This window comes from Desulfoglaeba alkanexedens ALDC, from assembly GCF_005377625.1.
GTDB classification, from domain to species: Bacteria; Desulfobacterota; Syntrophobacteria; order Syntrophobacterales; family DSM-9756; genus Desulfoglaeba; species Desulfoglaeba alkanexedens.
This window is the reverse complement of record NZ_CP040098.1, coordinates 1,492,924-1,512,051: the sequence shown is the minus strand read 5'-3', so window position 1 is coordinate 1,512,051 and position 19,128 is coordinate 1,492,924. Positions and strand designations below refer to the sequence as shown.

At 58.6% G+C, this 19,128-nt stretch carries 15 protein-coding genes and 5 pseudogenes; 12 read left to right on the top strand and 8 right to left on the bottom strand.

All coding sequences use genetic code 11. The annotated features are described in order from the left end of the window. Positions 1-648 precede the first annotated feature (648 nt). Positions 649-1,266 carry a hypothetical protein gene (locus FDQ92_RS15435; protein WP_211341396.1) on the bottom strand — a complete coding sequence of 206 codons (618 nt, stop codon included), beginning with the start codon at positions 1,264-1,266 and terminating at the stop codon, positions 649-651. Between the two features lie 244 nt (positions 1,267-1,510). Further along, positions 1,511-1,885: a hypothetical protein gene (locus FDQ92_RS15430; RefSeq protein ID WP_211341395.1), complete on the bottom strand. Its 375-nt coding sequence runs from the start codon at positions 1,883-1,885 to the stop codon at positions 1,511-1,513. Positions 1,886-2,536: 651 nt separating this feature from the next. Between FDQ92_RS15430 and FDQ92_RS06920 the strand changes: the two genes are divergently transcribed. Both FDQ92_RS06920 and FDQ92_RS06915 read left to right on the top strand, forming a co-directional pair. Next, positions 2,537-2,782 (top strand): DUF2283 domain-containing protein, encoded by a 246-nt coding sequence (locus FDQ92_RS06920; protein ID WP_137423898.1) that lies wholly within the window; start codon positions 2,537-2,539, stop codon positions 2,780-2,782. 262 nt (positions 2,783-3,044) lie between these two features. Continuing rightward, the gene (locus tag FDQ92_RS06915) at positions 3,045-3,239 is read left to right on the top strand and encodes a hypothetical protein (protein WP_137423897.1); all 195 of its coding nucleotides are present in this window, start codon (positions 3,045-3,047) and stop codon (positions 3,237-3,239) included. 29 nt (positions 3,240-3,268) lie between these two features. Here FDQ92_RS06915 and FDQ92_RS06910 read toward each other — a convergent pair. Then, positions 3,269-4,829 (bottom strand): annotated as a pseudogene (locus FDQ92_RS06910) (IS3 family transposase). A 103-nt stretch (positions 4,830-4,932) separates the two neighbouring features. Here FDQ92_RS06910 and tnpB point away from each other — a divergent pair. From tnpB to FDQ92_RS06880, 6 genes and pseudogenes are all read left to right on the top strand, one after another. Further along, positions 4,933-5,074 (top strand): annotated as a pseudogene (gene tnpB / locus FDQ92_RS16540) (IS66 family insertion sequence element accessory protein TnpB); the annotation flags it as partial. Between the two features lie 12 nt (positions 5,075-5,086). Further along, positions 5,087-5,320 (top strand): transposase domain-containing protein, encoded by a 234-nt coding sequence (locus tag FDQ92_RS06900; protein ID WP_137423895.1) that lies wholly within the window; start codon positions 5,087-5,089, stop codon positions 5,318-5,320. Positions 5,321-5,324: 4 nt separating this feature from the next. Further along, on the top strand, positions 5,325-6,401 hold the full coding sequence (locus FDQ92_RS06895) for an HlyD family secretion protein (RefSeq protein WP_137423894.1): 1,077 nt from the start codon (positions 5,325-5,327) through the stop codon (positions 6,399-6,401). Between the two features lie 23 nt (positions 6,402-6,424). Beyond that, positions 6,425-9,211, top strand: coding sequence for a ribosome-associated ATPase/putative transporter RbbA (rbbA, locus tag FDQ92_RS06890; protein ID WP_137425745.1), 2,787 nt, complete (start codon positions 6,425-6,427; stop codon positions 9,209-9,211). Between the two features lies 1 nt (position 9,212). Next, positions 9,213-10,334: an ABC transporter permease gene (locus FDQ92_RS06885; RefSeq protein ID WP_137423893.1), complete on the top strand. Its 1,122-nt coding sequence runs from the start codon at positions 9,213-9,215 to the stop codon at positions 10,332-10,334. A gap of 28 nt (positions 10,335-10,362) precedes the next feature. Next, positions 10,363-11,811 carry an efflux transporter outer membrane subunit gene (locus FDQ92_RS06880; protein ID WP_137423892.1) on the top strand — a complete coding sequence of 483 codons (1,449 nt, stop codon included), beginning with the start codon at positions 10,363-10,365 and terminating at the stop codon, positions 11,809-11,811. Between the two features lie 384 nt (positions 11,812-12,195). Here the strand turns inward: FDQ92_RS06880 and FDQ92_RS16460 are convergent. Further along, positions 12,196-12,557: pseudogene (locus FDQ92_RS16460) on the bottom strand (IS1634 family transposase); the annotation flags it as partial. Between the two features lie 171 nt (positions 12,558-12,728). Between FDQ92_RS16460 and FDQ92_RS06870 the strand changes: the two are divergent. From FDQ92_RS06870 to FDQ92_RS06855, 4 genes are all read left to right on the top strand, one after another. Next, positions 12,729-13,430, top strand: coding sequence for a hypothetical protein (locus FDQ92_RS06870; protein ID WP_137423890.1), 702 nt, complete (start codon positions 12,729-12,731; stop codon positions 13,428-13,430). Positions 13,431-13,611: 181 nt separating this feature from the next. Then, positions 13,612-14,184: a hypothetical protein gene (locus tag FDQ92_RS06865; protein WP_137423889.1), complete on the top strand. Its 573-nt coding sequence runs from the start codon at positions 13,612-13,614 to the stop codon at positions 14,182-14,184. Positions 14,185-14,326: 142 nt separating this feature from the next. Beyond that, on the top strand, positions 14,327-14,578 hold the full coding sequence (locus FDQ92_RS06860) for a UPF0175 family protein (protein WP_137423888.1): 252 nt from the start codon (positions 14,327-14,329) through the stop codon (positions 14,576-14,578). After that, positions 14,571-15,056, top strand: coding sequence for a PIN domain-containing protein (locus FDQ92_RS06855; protein ID WP_137423887.1), 486 nt, complete (start codon positions 14,571-14,573; stop codon positions 15,054-15,056). The genes FDQ92_RS06860 and FDQ92_RS06855 overlap by 8 nt, the downstream gene beginning before the upstream one ends. Before the next feature lie 564 nt (positions 15,057-15,620). Here FDQ92_RS06855 and FDQ92_RS16195 read toward each other — a convergent pair. From FDQ92_RS16195 to FDQ92_RS06835, 4 genes and pseudogenes are all read right to left on the bottom strand, one after another. Beyond that, positions 15,621-15,899: pseudogene (locus FDQ92_RS16195) on the bottom strand (DUF1156 domain-containing protein); the annotation flags it as partial. Between the two features lie 6 nt (positions 15,900-15,905). Beyond that, positions 15,906-16,340, bottom strand: a complete 435-nt coding sequence (locus FDQ92_RS06845; protein ID WP_137423886.1) for a type II toxin-antitoxin system VapC family toxin — start codon at positions 16,338-16,340, stop codon at positions 15,906-15,908. Positions 16,341-16,350: 10 nt separating this feature from the next. Then, positions 16,351-16,590 (bottom strand): hypothetical protein, encoded by a 240-nt coding sequence (locus FDQ92_RS06840; protein ID WP_137423885.1) that lies wholly within the window; start codon positions 16,588-16,590, stop codon positions 16,351-16,353. A gap of 108 nt (positions 16,591-16,698) precedes the next feature. After that, positions 16,699-18,687 (bottom strand): annotated as a pseudogene (locus FDQ92_RS06835) (protein NO VEIN domain-containing protein); the annotation flags it as partial. Positions 18,688-19,128: the final 441 nt, after the last annotated feature.

The window sequence follows — 19,128 nt, the reverse complement described above, 5'->3', positions numbered from 1 at the left end:
AGTGGCTGTCACAGAGACCGAGAAGGCCGCCGCGCCTGAGCCCTCTCGTTCTCGGCGGCTGCGCCGCCGAGAATCGCGGTGCTGACTTCGTCAAGTACCTTGCCCTGGCGCTTTGCGCCAGAACAAGGTACTTTACCGGACGCCGCACACCGATCAACCAGACTACGTCTGTTTGATCGGCGCACGGCGCCGGTCAGCACCGCGATTATAAAGGCCTTGCGGCGCAGGAATAAAAGAGGAAAGATACTCCACAGGGCTTCGCAAAAGGCCTGTAGCACAAAAAGGGAAATGCGCCTTTATGCTGTGTAAGCTTTGGTTTCCGGAGGGAAAAGAAGTAGGGCATTGTCGTGAATTTTTGTTCAACACGGAATACGCCTATACCGCCCAGGTCAATGGCCTGTGCAAGAGGAGGACAATGAACCGCCAGCAATTCCCGGAGTGGATGGTCCTTGGGTGAAAAGCGGGCGTGAAAGGAGAGTCTTCGAGTCTTCAGCGGGCCGTTTGGGGTGATCGAGGGTCCGAACGTCCCGTTGAGGGATGCCACCTGGAGCGTGAGGGGCTCAGATTCCCGGTTTGAAGGCGCACCTCCGCGTCGGTTTTTCGGGTGAAAGGCGCAGGTTCTGCATGGGGGTGATTCCTTTCTCCGCCCTACGAGGTGTTATAGGCGATGATCGGGGTCAGCCTTTTGTATCCGTAAAGAAGGGCCTCGTAGAGCATCCGGATGGACTCCAGGCGGAAGTCCCAGAACATGGCCCGGATCCTCTCCCAGAGGTCCCGTTTGGTTTGGAGCTTTCGCCATACGGCCTGAAACAGCGGGCAACACAGTTGGAGGCTCTGGTCCACGCAGAAGGCCAACATCATGAGGGTGACGAAAACGGCGCTAAGGTGTTTTCGGCCCAGACCGTAGTTGTGTTCGAGGTGGTAGCCCTGGTTTTTCAAGGTGTTGAAGATTTCGTTTTCGATGCGCCAGCCTGCCCGGCCGATCCGCATCAAGGTAACGGCGTTTTCCCGGCGGATGAGGATATCGGTGACCCAGGAAAACCGCAGAAGCCCCTTGGGAGTCACCTGCCAGTACTCGAGGAGGTTCACTCGTAGGTCGGGATGGGACTTGTTGAGGGGAAGATCGTTGATGAAGCGGAAGTAATGGAGGGTTTCGGGGTTGTCTTCCGCTGCGTGCCAGAACTCCACAGCCCGGCCCTCGGCGATGGCCTCGTCGGCCTTTTCGAAAAGGAAGGCGTGATCTCTGAGTTTAACCCCTCGATACAACGGCCGGCGGCGTTGCGTTCGCAGTCGTTTTTGGTGTCGCCGTCTTCTCTTCGGATCACTTCGGGGGGAAAGGGGATCACGGCCTTGTGGTCCGGGTGGACGAGGGCGGCTCCCATAATTTGGAGGGAATAGGTGGTCTTGCTGGTGCGAGAGGTTTTTCGAAGGCAAGCGTCGGAAAAGGCCTTTTCCGACGAAAAAGAGCCCGTGCCGTCCAGGGCCAGGATGTAGCGGCCGTCCAGCACGGTCATCTGAGCCAGCGCCTTCCGCGCTGAAGCCGTGAGAAGATCTCGCGGAAGGCGGGTCGAAACACATAGGGCGAAACCTCATCGAGAATCTCCCGCATGGTGCTGTCGGAAGAGACCTTCTCGATGTGGTAGAGCGCGTGCAGGTTGTGATCCCGAGCCGACCAGCGTTTCTCAAAGGCCGGAAGAGAGGGATCCTTCAAAGAAAACATGGCGAAGGCGCTCATGGCCGCATCCGCAAAGGAGATCTGCGGCCTGCCTTTGCGGGGATCGGGGATCTTTTCGAACTCACGGCGCACCGCCCTCACCAGGGCATCTGCATTCAGATGCTTGCGAAGTCGGATCTTGGAGGAAGGAGCGTCTTTGCTGGGCTTCATGGCAAAATAGCCTACCAGAGACGCGGGCGGCTCTCCAGCATGAAACAGCAAAATAGTCGAAAAAATTCACCTCCTAAACCCCCTTCGCAGCCCGAAATCACCCCCTGAGTTCGCGAAAACCAAAAATCCTTCAAGGCCCGGTTTTCAAGGCTTTACAGGGCCTCCGGAAATTGCTGCCCAACCATGAAGCTCAAAGGACAGCCAGGGCATTCGGGTCTTGAAAATTCGGGGGAGTTGAACAACAAAAATTTTTAACCAGGTCAGTGGAAGCCCTGGCTGCCATTGGCTTCAGACGTTATAGGCGCCTTCGGGGAGTCTGGAATTTGATTGGAGAAGCATGATGACCAGGTTTGTCTGTTCCTATTTGAAGGGGGAGGTAGAGCTGACCGAGGAGCGGGAGTGTCACATCGCTGAACGACATCCCGACTTACTGCCACAGCACCGAGGGCGGATGGCGGAAACGCTTTCGGACCCTGATCAAGTTCGCCGATCCGCTCGATTCACTGGTGCTAAGTTGTTCTCCAAGTGGTACAATGATTTGCGCGGCGGCAAGCACGTGGTAGTCGTGGTTGTAAGCGAGCGGGATCAGAGAGGTCGCCACTGGATCATCACGGCGTACATTGCCAGAAGGCTGGTGGAAGGAGCAGTCGAATGGAAACGAAATTGAGGTTCATGTATGACCGGGATGCAGACATCCTCCACATTGACAAGTGTCCACCTTACGCGGAGCAAGAGTCGGAGGAGCTCGGGGACGAAGTCGTAGCGCGGCTCAACCCCGATACAGGTGAAGTTGAAAACTTGGAGGTGCTGTTCTTCTCGACGCGTCTCCTGCGAAGCGAGCTGTTCGAGCTACCAGTCAAGGCAGACATGTGGCTCGCGGGTGAGGAACACGCCTAACGAATAAGGATAGATCGTGAGAGCGAAGCGAAGCACGATCTTATCCTGTAGTTGGACGAGCCCGTTGGAAGTTGTCGGGGTCTTTGTATATGCAAATACGGTGTCTGTCAGGGTAGTTGTCGCACGAAGCCATGTTGCTCGGGCTGATGTTTTGTCTTGGTTCAATGGAATTGGACTTTTCCATGTTGAAAACAGGCTGGTCCGATGTTGTTTTTGAGTTCAGCATGGAGCCGGTCCTCGCTGTCGGCCTTGATGAAGTAGCATGGCCAGAGACAGTGTCAAGGCCAGGCCCTTCGGGCGCCGGCGCGGCCTTGACACCGTCTCTTCGGCCATGCCGGTGAGAAATCAGGCCGACGGCGAGAGGATGGCCCGCTCCAACCTCGGGCTCAAGGATGTAGTGTTTGTCACGCAAAGTCATGCCGCGAGATACATTGTTGCTCTCATCCATATGGAGTGAGGCAAGGATGCAGTGTTTTTCACGCGAAGTCATGCCGCCCCGGCCGATGTTCGCTGTCTATTGGCATCAGCCGGTGGGTTGAGCCAAACTTCAGGAACGGGCTCCCAGTTCCGGATGTTGCCGCTCCAGGGTTCTGGATGGCGGGCCTTAGCCTCTTCGTACACGCGCCGGCGAGCGGCCGGAATCTCGTGGTCTTCTCTGTCATGCCGCCGGCAAGGAGTGACAAAACGGATGGCGCTGTGCTGGTGATCATGATTGTACCAACGCACAAATTCAAGTACCCAACACCGGGCATCTTCCAGGCTCTCAAACCCGCGGTACGGATAGTCCGGCCGGTATTTCACCGTCCTGAACAGGGCCTCCGAGTAGGGATTGTCGTCAGTGACGTGCGGGCGGCTGTAAGAGGTGATCACCCCCAATGCTTCCAGTTTCGCCCTCAGGGTGAAGCTTTTCTGTGGCGCGCCGTTGTCTTGGTGAAGTACCGGCGGCGACGCGGTGCAGCCTTCAGACAAAATCGCTTTATGGACCAGAATGCCGGCATTGAAGCCAGACTCCTCAGCGTGGACCTCCCCCAGCCGACAATTTTTCGGCTGAAGACATCTATGATCATGTACAGGTAGAAGAATATTCCGCTGACAAGTGTAGGCAAATACGTAATGTCCCACGACCACACCTGGTTCGGCCCCGTGGCACAGTAGCCTTTCGGAGGCGTGCTCGCCTGCGGTTTCCGGCTGCGGCCCCGGTGATGTTGCTCGTCAGCCTCGCGCAAAAGCAGGTAGAAGCTCGACTCCGAGGCTATGTAAACGCCCTGATCGGCCAATTTGGGCACGATCTGCCCCGGAGGAAGGCCGGCATATCGAGGATTATGGCAAGCGCTCAAAACCGTCTTTCGCTCCTCCGACGACAGCTTGTTTGCTGGAGCCGGCCGTGGCACCTCAGGTCGCCGGTCGGTTCTCACCTAGCCGTCTCTGGTCCAGCGCTGATAGGTACGCGCGGTTATCCCCAGCTCCCGGCACGCCGGCTCCAGCCGCGCACCGATCTTACGGGCCTCTTCGATCAGCTCGACAGCTCGACGGCGATCCGGGGCGCTGATCATTCGCCCTCGGGCTCCCCCCAGATCGCCTCGGCTTTTTTTCGAAGCACCATCAGTGCCGCCGCTTCGGCCAGTGCCTTCTCCTTGCGGTGCAGCTCGCGTTCGAGCCGGCGGATACGCTTGCGATCGGCCTTCTGCTCGCTTTTCAGCCGGCGGTTCGCCTCGCGGTCCCAGTCGTTGGCCGTCTCGCAGGCCCTGCGCCACCGGGCCAACTGTTCGGGATACAGCCCTTTCCGGCGACAGTACTCGGCCAGCTCGGCCTCGTTCATGGCGGTAGTCTCAACCACCGCATTGAACTTGTCCCGCGCGGTCCATCCCTCGGGGACCCTATCCGAGTCGGGGAGCAACAGCCCCCGCTCGCGCGCCTGCCGGCGCCAGAGGTACAGAGTTGCCTCGCTGATGCCTTCCTCCCTGGCCAGCTCGATGATCGACCGGTTGTGCGGCGGCATCATCTTTTTCAGAACAGCTTCTTTACGCTCTTTGGAATATTGCATGATCCGATCCTCCATCGCCCCCAAGAAATTCGATTGTAGATGGATTTAGATCATGCGACAACTATCCTGACACAGGGGGGTGTTTCTCGCTCCTTGAAGCACCGACATGCGCAAGGCCGTCCATGGCTTGTCGGTGTTGGTGGATGGACATCTGGAGTTGGACCCGTTTTCCGGGCATTGGTTCGTTTTCTGCAATCGAGCCCGCACCATCATCAAGATTCTGTACTGGGGGCAACGGATTTTGTCTTTGGCAGAAGCGTTTGGAGAAGGACCGCTTTCACTGGCCGGAGAACCGGGCCGAGGTTATCGAAACGGGCAAGGCTTGCGGGCTTGAACCGTACGCCTACCTGCGCTTCCTGTTTCCGAAGATCCCTCATGCCCAAACCGATGAGCAATACGCGGTGCTGCTCCCCCAGAGACTTGCCCCCGAGCGAGCTGGCGCTTGCCGATCCTTACGTGTAGTTCGCCAAACGCTTAATTTTGAACGAGAATGATCAAATGAATGACCGGAGCAGGGCATGGTGGATACGGGCCGCGGGGGTTGCGGGGATTGTGGCGATCGCACTCCTGTTTGTCTGGCTATACCTCAAGGGCCCCGGCGACAGCCATGGCATTGTCAGCGCCAACGGCCGCATCGAAGCCACTGAGATCGATGTGGCGGCCAAAAATGCGGGCCGGATAGAGGACATCTTCGTTGATGAAGGGGATTTCGTGAGCGCCGGTCAGGTGGTAGCGCGGATGGATACCGATGTGCTCCAGGCCCAACTGCGGGAGGCCGAAGCGCACGTTCAGCAGGCGCAAAGTGCGGTCATCACCGCCCGCAGCCAGCTGGCTCAGCGCCAGAGCGAAAAAGCGGCGGCTGAGGCCGTGGTGGTGCAGCGCCAGGCGGAACTCGACGCCGCTCGGAAGCGTGCCGTCCGCTCCACCGCACTGGCGGCGATTGCCGCGGTGTCGCACCAGGAGGCGGATGACGACCGGGCTCGGGTGCAAGCATCCGAGGCTGCCATCAGTGCGGCCCGGGCCCAGGTGGCGGCGGCCGAAGCGGCCATTGCCACGGCTCGTTCCCAAGTACTAGAGGCCGAGTCGTCCTATGAAGCCGCAGTGGCTACCGTCGAGCGCATCAAGGCCGACATCGCTGACAGCGATCTGAAGGCGCCCCGCGACGGACGGGTGCAGTACCGGGTGGCCCAACCGTTCGAGGTGGTGGGGGCCGGCGGGCGGGTGCTGAACCTGGTCGATCTGAGCGATGTCTATATGACCTTTTTCCTGCCCACCGACCAGGCGGGGCGGCTGACGCTGGGCTCCGAAGTGCGCCTGGTGCTGGATGCGGCGCCGGAATATGTGATCCCGGCCCGCGTGTCCTTTGTGGCCGATGTAGCGCAGTTCACCCCCAAGACGGTGGAAACCGCCGAGGAGCGGCAAAAACTGATGTTTCGCATCAAGGCGCACATTCCCTCTGACCTGCTTCGCAAGCATATCAAGCAGGTGAAAACCGGGCTGCCCGGCATGGCCTATGTGCGGTTGGATCCGCAGGCCCCATGGCCGCCCCACCTGCAGGTGAAACTGCCACAATGACCGAGTTTCAAGCTGATGTCACCATGCCGGACACGGGGGCCGGCAACGCAGGTCCCGCGCCGGTGGCGCGTTTGTCGGAGGTCAGCCTCCGTTACGGCAAAACGCACGCACTAGAAGCGGTCAATCTGGACATACCGGCCGGGAAAATGGTCGGTCTGATCGGCCCGGATGGGGTGGGCAAGTCCAGTTTGCTTGCGCTGATTGCCGGGGCCCGGGCTATTCAGAAGGGTTGGATTGAGGTCCTGGGCGGCGATATGGCCGAGGCGGAGCATCGCCGCTTGATCTGCCCGCGCGTGGCCTACATGCCTCAGGGGCTGGGTAAAAACCTTTATCATACCCTTTCAGTGTTTGAAAACGTCGATTTTTTCGCTCGCCTGTTCGGCCAGGAGCCGGGTGAAAAGGAGCGGCGCATCGCCGATCTACTGGAAGCCACCGGCCTGGCCCCTTTTTCAGGGCGCCTCGCCGGAAAGCTCTCGGGAGGCATGAAGCAGAAACTCGGGCTGTGCTGCGCTCTGATCCACGACCCTGACCTCTTGATCCTCGATGAGCCCACCACCGGGGTGGATCCGTTATCGCGCCGTCAGTTCTGGGAGCTCATCGGTCGGCTTCGTACTGATCGGCGCGGCATGAGCGTGCTGGTTGCCACGGCCTATATGGAGGAAGCCCTGCGCTTCGATTGGCTGGTGGCGATGAACTCTGGCCGGGTGCTGGCCACCGGCACTCCGCAGGAACTGCTCCGCCAGACCGGCTCTGCCACGCTGGAAGAGGCCTTTATCGCCCTTCTGCCGCCGGAAGATCGCGAAGGTTACCGACCGGTACAGATCACTCCGCGTGAAGAGACCGCGACTGCTGAGGTCGCCATCAAGGCCCACGACCTCACCATGCGCTTCGGCGATTTTGTCGCTGTGGATCATGTGAGCTTCCAAATCTATCGTGGCGAGATCTTCGGCTTCCTAGGCTCCAATGGTTGCGGCAAGACCACGACCATGAAGATGCTCACCGGCCTGTTGCCTCCCAGCGAGGGAGAGGCCTGGCTGTTCGGCCGCCCTGTGGATCCGCACGATCTCAACACCCGCCGCCGGGTGGGCTACATGTCCCAGTCCTTTTCGCTGTACACGGAGCTCACGGTCCGGCAGAACCTGGAGCTGCACGCCCGGCTCTTCCGCCTTCCCGAGGAAAGGATTCCGGACCGGATACGCGAGATGTCCGAACGCTTCGACCTGACGGAGGTCATGGATGCCCTGCCTGACGCCTTGCCTCTGGGCATCCGCCAGCGCCTGTCGCTGGCCGTCGCCATGATCCACGGCCCGGAGATGCTGATCCTGGATGAGCCGACCTCAGGAGTAGATCCGGTGGCGCGCGATGCCTTCTGGCAGATCATGATCGACCTGGCGCGGCGTGACCAAGTCACCATCTTCATCTCGACCCACTTCATGAACGAGGCTGAGCGCTGCGACCGTATCTCCTTGATGCATGCGGGACGGGTGCTGGTGAGCGACACGCCGGCACGGCTGAAGGCGCAGCGCGGCGCACAAACGCTGGACGAGGCCTTCATCGCCTATCTGGAAGAAGCTGCAGCCGAGGATCCAGTATCCCCGCCATCCGCATCGTCTCCACTCGCTCCCTCCGTAGCACCTCCCCTCCAGCCTGAGCATGATGTTGCCTCAAGCACGCGCCGGTGGCTGGATCCGCGCCGCCTTTTCAGCTACACCAGGCGCGAGGCGCTGGAATTGCGCCGGGATCCCATCCGGCTGACTCTGGCCCTGCTGGGCAGCGTCCTTTTGATGTTTGTGCTGGGCTACGGTATCAGCCTGGATGTCGAGGATCTGCCTTTCGCGGTGCTCGACCGCGACCAGACCACCATCAGCCGCGACTATACGCTCAACTTGGCGGGATCGCGTTATTATTTCGTCGAAAAACCGCCCATCACCGACTATGATGACCTGGAACGGCGGATGCGGGCCGGCGAGATCAGCCTGGCTATCGAGATCCCGCCCGGATTCGCTCGCAACCTCGTTCGGGGCCGGCAGGTGGCAGTGGGGGCCTGGATCGACGGCGCCATGCCGCAGCGGGCCGAGACCGTGCGCGGCTATGTGCAGGGCATGCATGCCCACTGGCTGAACCATCGCGCCCCCGAAATCCTGGGTTCCAATGCGGTGACAGGCCTGGCCGAGATCGAAATCCGTTATCGCTACAACCCGGATATCAAGAGCCTGGTGGCCATGGTGCCGGCGGTCATACCGCTGCTGTTGATGCTGATTCCGGCTATTTTGACCGCCCTTTCCGTCGTACGCGAGAAAGAGTTGGGTTCCATCGTCAATCTGTACGTCACGCCGGTAACCCGCCTGGAGTTCCTGCTCGGCAAGCAGGTTCCTTATGTGGCGCTGGCCATACTTAATTTTTTGCTGCTGGTGCTGCTCGCGGTCACCGTTTTCGGCGTCCCCCTGAAGGGCGGCTTTTTCACCCTGACGGCCGGGGCCGTGCTATATGTCATGGCCTCCACCGCTATCGGCCTATTGGTCTCAACCTTTATGCGCAGTCAGATCGCGGCCTTGTTCGGCACTGCCATTTTCACCATCATACCCGCGGTGCAATTTTCCGGGGTGATCGATCCGGTATCGTCCCTGGAAGGGGCAGGGGCCCTGTTCGGCAGAATCTATCCCACTACCCATTTTTTGACCATTGCCCGCGGCACCTTTTCCAAGGCGCTCCATCTGCCCGATTTATACGCCTCGTTCATACCGCTTGCGATTGCGGTCCCGGTGTTGATCTTTCTGAGCACCGTTCTACTCAGGAAACAGGAACGTTGACGTGCGCTTGGCCAATATTCTGCACCTGGGAATCAAGGAACTGCGCAGCCTCCGCCGTGACCCGATCATGCTGATGCTGATTATTTACTCCTTTTCCTTGTCGATATATTCTCAGGCCCGGGCCATGCCGGAAACGCTCAACAAGGCACCCATCGCCATTGTTGATGAGGACCAGTCGCCCCTGTCCACCCGGATTGTGGCGGCCTTCTATCCACCTTATTTCCTGCCCCCGGCGATGATCTCCTGGTCTGAGATGGATGCCGGCATGGACGACGGCCGTTACACGTTCACCCTCGACATTCCTCCGAACTTCCAGCGGGATGTGCTGGCCGGCCGCCAGCCCCGGATTCAGCTCAATGTCGATGCCACCCGGATGAGCCAGGCCTTTACCGGCAGCGGGTACATCCAATCCATTGTCAGCGGCGAGATCAACGCCTTTGTCCAGAGGTACCGCAGATTGGCCGCGTTGCCGGTCGATCTCGAACTGCGGGTCAAGTTCAACCCCAACCTCAACAAAATCTGGTTTAACGCAGTCATTGCGGTGATCAACCAGGTCACCATGCTCTCCATCATCCTCACCGGCGCTGCGCTGATCCGCGAACGCGAGCACGGCACTATCGAGCATCTGCTGGTGATGCCGGTCACACCCTTGGAGATCATGATGAGCAAAGTCTGGACCATGGGCTTGGTGGTGCTGGTCGCCTCAGCCCTTTCGCTCACCGTCGTCGTCCAGGGGTTCTTGTCAACACCTATCGCCGGCTCACTGCTACTTTTTCTGGTCGGCACCGCACTGCATCTGTTCGCTACCACCTCCATGGGGATTTTTTTTGGCACGATCACCCGCTCGATGCCACAGTTCGGCCTGCTGATGATGCTGGTCTTGCTGCCGCTGCAGACACTCTCAGGCGGTCGGACCCCCAGGGAGAGTATGCCCGACTTTGTGCAACACGTGATGCTGGCCGCACCCAACACGCATTTCGTCATGCTCGCCCAGGGCATCCTCTATCGCGGCGCAGGCCTGGATATTGTCTGGCCGCAGTTCTTGGCCCTGGCGTTCATCGGCGCCATCCTGTTCGGCCTGTCTCTCGCCCGCTTCCGTAAAACCTTGGGAACCATGGCGTGAGTAGATTCAGCTGCCAAGGAGAACTGTCATGAGGACTTCCGTGACCATCCTGCTGACCGTCTTGCTGATTTACAGCTGCGCCGTCGGCCCGGATTACCAGCGGCCCGCCTATCCGGTACCCGACAATTTCCGGGGCCAGGGATCGGATATCCCCGCGCTACCGGCTCAGACCTCTTTCGGAGACTTGAAATGGTTTGAGGTTTTCAAGGACGACAAGCTTCAAGAGCTGATCAAGATAGCCCTTGAGGAAAATTACGACGTACAGATTGCGGCCCAACGAGTCCTCCAGGCACGGGAACAGGTGATCATCCAGAGGTCCTTTCTGTTCCCCGCGTTGAACTTCAACAGCCATCTGGAGAGCATCCGGACCTCGGAACGGGGGTTTACTCCCGAGGTTCCCCGCACGGAGCGCCTCGTTGGCTTGATTTTCGGTGACCTGACCTGGGAACTGGATTTTTTCGGGCGCCTCCGGCGGGCTACCGAGGCCGCTCGGGCCGAGTTTTTCGCCTCTGAAGAGAACCGCAAATTTGTCATCCAGACCCTGGTGACCGATCTGGCCCGAGCCTATATCGAACTCCGGACCCTGGACGAGCAACTCGAGATCAGCCTCCGCACCGTAAAAGTCCGGGAAAACTCTCTCAAATTGCAAAAGGCGCGATTCGATCATGGCTGGGATCCTCTGACCCCGGTGCTCATGACCGAAAACCTGCTCTATGGGGCCCGGGCCGTGGTTCCCGATCTGAAACGAGCCATCGAACAGAAAGAAAACCAGATCAGCGTCTTGTTAGGGCGTAACCCCGGACCCATCAACAGGGGCAAATCTTTGCTGGACCAGGACTTAACCGTCACCATACCCCCAGGATTAACTTCGGCCCTATTGGAGCGGCGCCCCGATATCCGCTGTGCGGAACAGAGCCTGGTGGCAGCCAATGCCCGCGTCGGCGAGGCCAAGGCCTTGCTTTTCCCCAACATCCGGATTACCGGGGTCTCGGGTTGGGAATCCGCGGCCTTGAAAAGACTGTTCACCGGGCCGGCCAGTTTCTGGGATGTGGTTTCTCCCGGCCTCACCCAGCCTATCTTCCAGGGGGGACGACTGCGAGGCGGCGTCCGGGCCGCCGAAGCTCAGAAGCAGGAGGCCCTGCTTGCTTATAAAAAGTCCATTCAGCAAGCCTTCCAGGAGGTCTCCGATGCCTTGGTAGCGGTTCGGATGCTTAAAGAGGTGGCCCTTGAATCAGAAAAACAGGTCCGGGCTTTGAGCCGCCAAACCGAACTGGCCAATCAACGCTTTTATGGCGGAGCTACCACTTACCTGGAGGTGCTGGATTCCGATCGGCAGTTGTTTGAATCCGAGCTGCGGTTAACCCAGGATCGAGCGAACGAGTTTCTCGCCGTCATTAGCCTGTACCGAGCCCTGGGCGGCGGGTGGCAAGCTCAGGATGACCCTAGCTCTTTGGTACGCCAAAATATATCGAAGTAAATTGTCCGTTAGGAAAAATTCCTAGCATTGTCTGGTTTGGCGATCAGGGCGTCATGGGTCTGTTCTTTCGGGAATCAAAAGCGGGCGATGCCTCGAAAAAATCCAAAAATCGTGGAGTCTCCTCCAAAACACTTCAAGTCCGAAGCATAGGGCGAGGCCTTAGTTCAAAATATCTAGTGCCAGAACGAAAACCCCGCTTTTCACCATGGCGGGGATAAAATTTTGACAGATTTACTGCGTGCTAAAAGGAGTGCTCTACCTGCCAGAGTTCCTTGTACTTAAGGGCCACCCGATCCGAAGACCAGTTGGTGTTGGTGATGAGGACCCACTTCCCATCGAACCTCTCCTCCTCCTTGACCTTGTCGAGATCGATATGGACGCTGTCCTTTGCAACACGGTGAGGAAGATGGCTCGTTGCACATCGAACAGGAAAGCCGGGTTACATGGAGCAGGTCTTTGATCACCTGTTGAATTCCCAACTCACACCAGAGCCGTTCAAAGATGATGGCGGGGCCGATCGTCTTTGCCTCACACTGGATATCGCTCTTCCCGGAAAGGACCAGCAAAGCTTTCTCGCTGAAACGGGAAAGGGAGCGGATGAGGGTCTCGACCTCGCCTTTGGCACTCAGTTTGTCCATACGCCCAACGGTTGCAATCACGCGCTGGGTGACCTTGGAGTTAACCCTCTGGTTTTCAACGATTTGCAGGTAGTCATACTTACCGGACTTCTTGATGCGAGCGAACATGCGAGCATGCCCTTAGGACACTCGCAAAGTAGCTCACGCAGGAACATATTGTAAGGGTAAAACCATCATTCTATGGCACTATAGAATGAGGCATTTTCCAGACATGCCCCAGCATCCATGCGGATTTGCGGGATGTGACCAGGTGGTCACTGTAAAAGTTGAGTCAAGACTGTGCGCGATGCCGCCGGCCGGCGGAGGCAATATGGTGAAAAGCTTGCCCTGATCGAACTGTTTGAAAAGCGCCGGGGGTCCTTTGAACAGGAGCGCATCGAGCTGTACGGACAGGTCAAAGACGTGGCGGTTCTGACTCTGGACCTGCTCTGGAAACCGATCGGCGAAAAACAGCGTTTTGTATTGGTCGCCGATGGAGACGAGCGGTTCATCCTGATGGCCTCGGATTTGACCCTCGGAGCCCGGGACATGATCCTGGCCTACAGTTATCGGTTCAAGATCGAGGTAAGCTTCAAGGTCCTCAACCACTTGATAGGCGCCTTTTTCTACCGATTCTGGACGACTGCTTGGCCACGAATTGGCAAGGCCACCAACAGCGATCTTTCAACCGTCGACGACGACCGGAGAAAACGGTTGATTGCGGAAACGACCAACGCCGTCGAGGCCTTCGTCAACTTCGGCTGCATCGCCAACGGGATTCTTCAAATTCTGGCGCTGACCTGTCACAAAAGGATCTGGCAACGATACACGGGATGGCTGCGGACCGTCAGCTCGGCCATCCCTTCCGAAGAGGTCGTCCAGTCGGTGGTCCAACAGGAATACTTCCAGAATTTTCGCGCTTTCAGCAATGACGCGATTTATACAATAATTATGTCAAAGAACCGCGGCGATCAGCAAGACTGGATGTCGCTGGCCGCCTGAAGGCGGTAAAACTTCGGACTGTCGAGATGGTCAGTTAAAGCTGGAAAAGGGCAACTGGCGACCCGCGGCTTCAAGACCTGCGTCAAAATCATTGCTACCGCCGGATCATAGGCCCTGGAGTTCACCGGAAACTGTACAATTACTTGTTAGGCGGATGGCAATGGCAGAAGGAGGTGTGCCGATGAGCGTCCTTGAAAAAGCTCGGGGTCTTTTCCAGGAAGCGGGCTTGGCCTTTCCGAAGGTTCCCGAGCAGCTTGCTGCCGGGTTGAAGGAACAGGGCAAGTGGCTTTTTTCCACGCGCGAGTTGAAGATGTCGCCTTACAACTTCCAGCATTACGTCCAGCAGGACGATCAGGCTCCTGCGGAGTACGTCGTGCTTGCCCATTCAGGGCACGGTATCAACTCCTACGCGATTCAGTATTACCTTGTACCTGGCCCTTTGCACCTGTTCCTGCACTTGGGCTGGGGTGGCGTGTACATGGATGCCGAAGCAGCCGGGTCCAAGATCCGGGAGTGCTTTTCGCTGGCGGACGAGATCGTGCCGGCGGCGATGACGTCGGGGAGGTTCGCGCGCGGTGAGCGGCTGACAATCGTGGGTTCGGACTTCTACGGCAGCTACTGGTCCGCGCCGGGTCAAAACGCGCAGAAGGAACGGAGGGGCGAGCAAGGTCCAGCGGAGGTACTCAGTGAAGTGGTTCACTGGTTGAAGAATCCTCCGCCGAACCAGTCGCTGCAGCAGACGGCGGGGGCCTGACCGCCTTTGAGAGTTCGAAGCGTCAGCAGCCCCCGCCGCTGCTGCTGAGCTTGGTCGTTGGCACGCCCCTTGCGAAATAAGATTCTTTATGAAAAAAGCAGTTGAAGCGAAGTAAAATTACTGGTGGACAGAAGGAGTAAATATGGCTCTCCAACAAATTACGATTGAGATCCCAGACAAGGTGCTTCTTGCCGAAAAGACGGACGCCGAGTCGTTTGGGCGTGAAATCCGCATGTTGGCGGCTGTCAAGTTGTATGAAATGGGCAGGCTTTCCTCTGGGCGAGCTGCTGAATTGGCGGGAATGTCCAGAGTTGAGTTTTTGCTCAGTTTGAATCGCTATAAGGTGTTTCCGTTTGTCGCAGAACTTGACGATTTAGAAAGCGCCCATGCTTAAAGCTGTCAGCAATACTTCGCCGCTCCTTTACCTATTTCGCATTGGTGGTCTTGAGTGGCTTCCCCAATTGTTCGATGAAGTTTGGATGCCCGAAGCCGTCAAAAATGAATTGCAGGCAGGAAGAAGCAAAGGTTACGATGTTCCCAATCCAGATGACTATTCGTGGCTGAATGTTGTCAATCCAGAATCTACCCCGTCAGAATGGCTTGCTTTGGATTTGGGCGTAGGCGAAATTGCGGCGATGGCTCTGGCACTGGAAAATCCAGATAGGATCGTTTTGCTTGATGATATGCTTGCTCGTCGAACTGCACAGGTCGCAGGCTTGCAAGTTTGGGGAACACTGAAGGTTTTATTGGAAGCAAAATCTCATGGCATTATCGAGAAAGTCCAGCCGTATGTATTGAAAATGAGCGATGTGGGTATGTGGATTTCTGCTGAAATGAAAGAGCGTATTCTCAAGTTGGCACGTGAGTCTTAAGGTCAAAAGCGTGCCAACACCGTTTGCAGCGGACAGCGGCTTCGCCGCTTCAGGTACGCGCCGCGAGCCACCCGAGTTGGTTTTAGGCGAAAGAGTCTTGCCCCTCCCGCCGCTGCCGCTGAAACCAACCGTTAGCCTCAAGTTTTACAGTGACCACCTGGTCACATCCCGCAAATCCGCATGGGTGCTAGGGCATGCCTGGCAAATGCCTCATTCTGTAGTGTCATAGAATGATCGTTTTGCCCTTGGGATGTGTTCCTGAGTGAGCTAATTTGTGAGTGTCCTAAGGGGAGGCTCGCATGTTCGCTCGCAACAGGGAGAGTAGGTGGTGATGAAATGCACCCTGGCGGTGGAGTCAATGAGGGCGATGTTCTCCTCCGAGTTCATCCCCTTGTCAAAGACCAGGGTCAGTCCGCCCTCTTCGTTCCCGGAAGACTCATTCATGCGGGCGATCATTTCGGTGAGGATCATGTTGAACTGTTTGGAATCATGTCGGTTTCCCTCGTATTCCCGGTAGAAAAGGGGAAGCTGAGCATCACGGGAGACCAGAAGTGCCACTCCGATATTGATGTTCTCCCACTTGACCAGGTCTTCCATGATGCCGAAGATACGTTCCCTTTCCCAGCGCTGGTCCTCCTGGGTGGGAAACTTGTCGGGATGGGCGGACGGGTCATCCACCAACTGCGCAAAGAGCACCGCCCGGCAAGCAGCCAGAGGGCGCCGGGCCCACCACAGATGCAGGGTGCTCGGGTGCCCGTGGCGGATGGACTTTTCCCGAGCCGACTCTCGATTGACGGCATCCAGGGGGAGCGCCGTTTCGATGAGTATCTTCTTGCCGTTCATGGGATTTCAGCCTTCCTTTCCATAGTCGGAAACAAGCAGAATGCGGTCGGGACGTGCCATGCGTTGGGCAAAGCGGCGATCGGCGGTTACAAGCCGCCCGTCGAGGACCACAGCGACGGCCAGGTAAGAGGCATCGTAGAAGGTGACCGCCGCCTGCTCCATCCACTGAAAACAGAGCCCGATCATCTCCTCGTTCAGGGGCTCGTTGATCATGCGCAGATTGCGCAGCAACTTCATCTTCCGCAAAGCCTGGTGGGGAATCTCCCGGCCCAAAATATTTCCCACCTCGTATTCCCACAGGGATGGAACCGTCAGTTCGATGCGGCCCGCCGCCCAGTCGTCCAGGATGCGCAGGGCGCACCCGTGATCGGGTTCGCGGTCCGATCCCAGCACCCATTTGAGGATGACCGAAGCATCCACTACCATGCGCGGCACCGGCACGACAGGTCCTTTAGTGGGAAGCGCGGTCGCGGGCCAGAGACGAAACAATCTCGTCGTTGGTCAAAGACGCCGGAGGCCTGGGAGCGGCCTTGAGTTCCTCCACCGCCCGTTGGCGGCGGATCCGGTCCAGCTCCCGGCGAAGCGCCTCGTTGACGACCCGGCTGCGTTGCCCCGAGGGAACGAGTTCCTCCAAGGCACGGCAGAGGTCTTCGTCGATACTGAAGTTGAGTTTGCGGGTTTTGGTGGACATAAGTTCCCTCCAGGAGTTCTCTACCGATTATGCCTCTGGATGAGGAAGGAGGGAAGGAGAAAGGACGACTTGAACGTTTCCTTGCCTCCCACTCTTTCTTCTTACCCGTTACCCGATCAGTTGCTTCAAATCGTACGTTACACTGGTGGCCGCGAAGTCCGGTTCCCGCTGGAAGGGATTCGCCAAGTAATGGAGGCGCAGGCCGTCGGAAGTCGGTTTGAGCGGTGTTTGGCCTTCCTGGGCCACCGGCACGTCGGCGAGGCTTCCGGAAGCGGCCGTTTGGTGCAGCCGATCCCGGCTCACGAGGACCACGGCCAGGAAGTAGTCTTCCGGTTTGTTCAGGGCCGTGAGGATCTCGTTCTTGGTGACCGTGATGGTGTCGGCCCCTTCCACCCGGCCCTTCACTTCGATGAAGCGGAGTTTTCCGGTTCCGGGTACAGCCGATTCAACATCGTAGCCCACCTTAAGGTCGCTCACGTCCCGGGGCTCGAAGCCCAGAGCGCGTTCTCTGGCCAAGACGGCCTCCATGGCGATGCGCTCCACCAGGACGCGAAGATCGCCGTCCAGGTCCGGTTCCGGCCGGGGCTTTCCCTGCAGCCGATCCAGCAGGCCCCGAGGCACGATGATCGCTCCGCCCACCACCACGGGAGGCAGCGCCGAGATGTTTCGTTCTTCCTCCAGTTCGGCCAGGCGGCGCTGCAACCGCTGGGCGAGTTCATCGGCGATGTTTCGGGCCTTGGCGGCGTTAATGCGTGCGTTCACCTTGCCGGCGGCTTCCTGCAACCGGAGTTCCTCCGCCCGGTGATCCCAGTAGGTGATCTCCTTGGTGAGTCGCTCCTTGACGGCGGCGGCCGTTTTGTGAACCCGCTCTTCGGTACGGGCCTGCACCTCCCGGAAATGCTCGGGCACCAGAGTGCGCACGGCATAGGAGGCCGCTTGCGATTCCAGGTCGCGCTCCAGCCAATTGCGGGTTTCCACGTGACATTCCAGAACGCTGCGCTCCTCGTCGGTCAGCGGCCGGTAATCCAAGTACGGGGCCATGCCGGTCCGCCGGAAACGGCCGGTCGCATCCGCTTCCACAAACTGGAGCCGCTGCGAGATGATCCGGCGGGCTCCCGTGGCGTCTTTCCGGCCGTTCCTGACGGCGTGCTCCAGATAAAAGAGGGTGCGAAGATCGTGTCCAGCATCGCTTTCGTCCACGAAGAAGGCGCCCTTCTTGAGCAGGTGCCGATCCCGTTCCAGGATGAGGTCGATCACGGCGTCCAGGAGCGGGTGGCCGGGGCAGACGAAGGCGGCCAAGGGTTTTCCCGGTACGTGCACCTTTTCCTTTTCGAAGCAGATCCGTTCGTAGCGAGGGAGCACCGTTTCGCCTCGGCCTATTCGGTGATCCCGGCGGCGGACGAGGGCGGGCACATGGCGTATTTCGTAACGGCGCGGTTCCCGCTCCACAATGGTTCCGCCCAGGCGTCGAAAGGCTTCCAGAAAAAAGGTTTCAATGAAGTGCGGCTGCAGGCGACGCGCCTGGGCCCGCTCCATCTCCCGTCGGATTTCCATCACGTCGCGGGCGAGGGAGCGTTCTTCCAGGAGATCCTGCAGATGCTTTCGGTCCAGAGCCGTTTCCACCTTTTGGGTCAGACGCGCCCGCACCTCGGAACACTCCACGTAGCGGATGGCTTCGATGAGAAGCTCCCTTAAGGCCATGCCGCTTACGGCCTTTCCTAGTACGTAGAAGACGGCGCCGCCCAGAGCTTCGCGCTCCACTTCGAGTTTACGGAGCAGCGTGAGATAGACGTCGCCTTCCCGGGTTTCTTCCGCCACCAGGTTCCAGAGATGACACACTTCCGTCTGGCCGATGCGGTGAATACGCCCGAAGCGTTGCTCGATGCGGTTGGGGTTCCAGGGAAGGTCGTAATTGACCATGAGGTGGGCGCGCTGCAGGTTCACCCCTTCGCCTGCGGCATCGGTGGCTACCAGGATCTGGACCTCCGGGTCGTCGGCCAGCAGGTACCGAAGGGGCTGGCGCGACAGCATCTCGCCGTAAACGGCCGTGATCTGATGCGGCAGGGGCTCCACCAGAGACGTGTGCACGGCCAGGTAGGGATCGAACAGGTGGGCCAGCCGAATGCGATGGGCTTCCGAGGCCAGGCGGAACATCTCACCATCGGTATCAAAGGCCCAGGACTGTCCCGAGGCTTCCAGGCTCAGGCGAGGCTCGTCGTCGCGAAAGAGGAGCTGCTGATTCACGTTTCCAGCCGCGTCCCGAAAGACCACCTCCACTACGTCGCTTCGGTGCCAGCGCACATCGATGATGCGCACCGGCCCCCCGGGCCGAAGACCAGAGACCATGGCCTCTTTTTTGAGATCGGTGAGATTCAGCGGCACCGCTTCCTCCTTGCTTTTGTATCACAGAACATGCGCCAAGCAAGCCCTCGACTTTAGTCGGGGGTTGTTTACAGGGACTCCGAGAATTGCTAATATGTTATGTGTTGTCACCCGGTAGGTGGTCTGGCACATAAGGAGAAGATTATATGCCGTGGC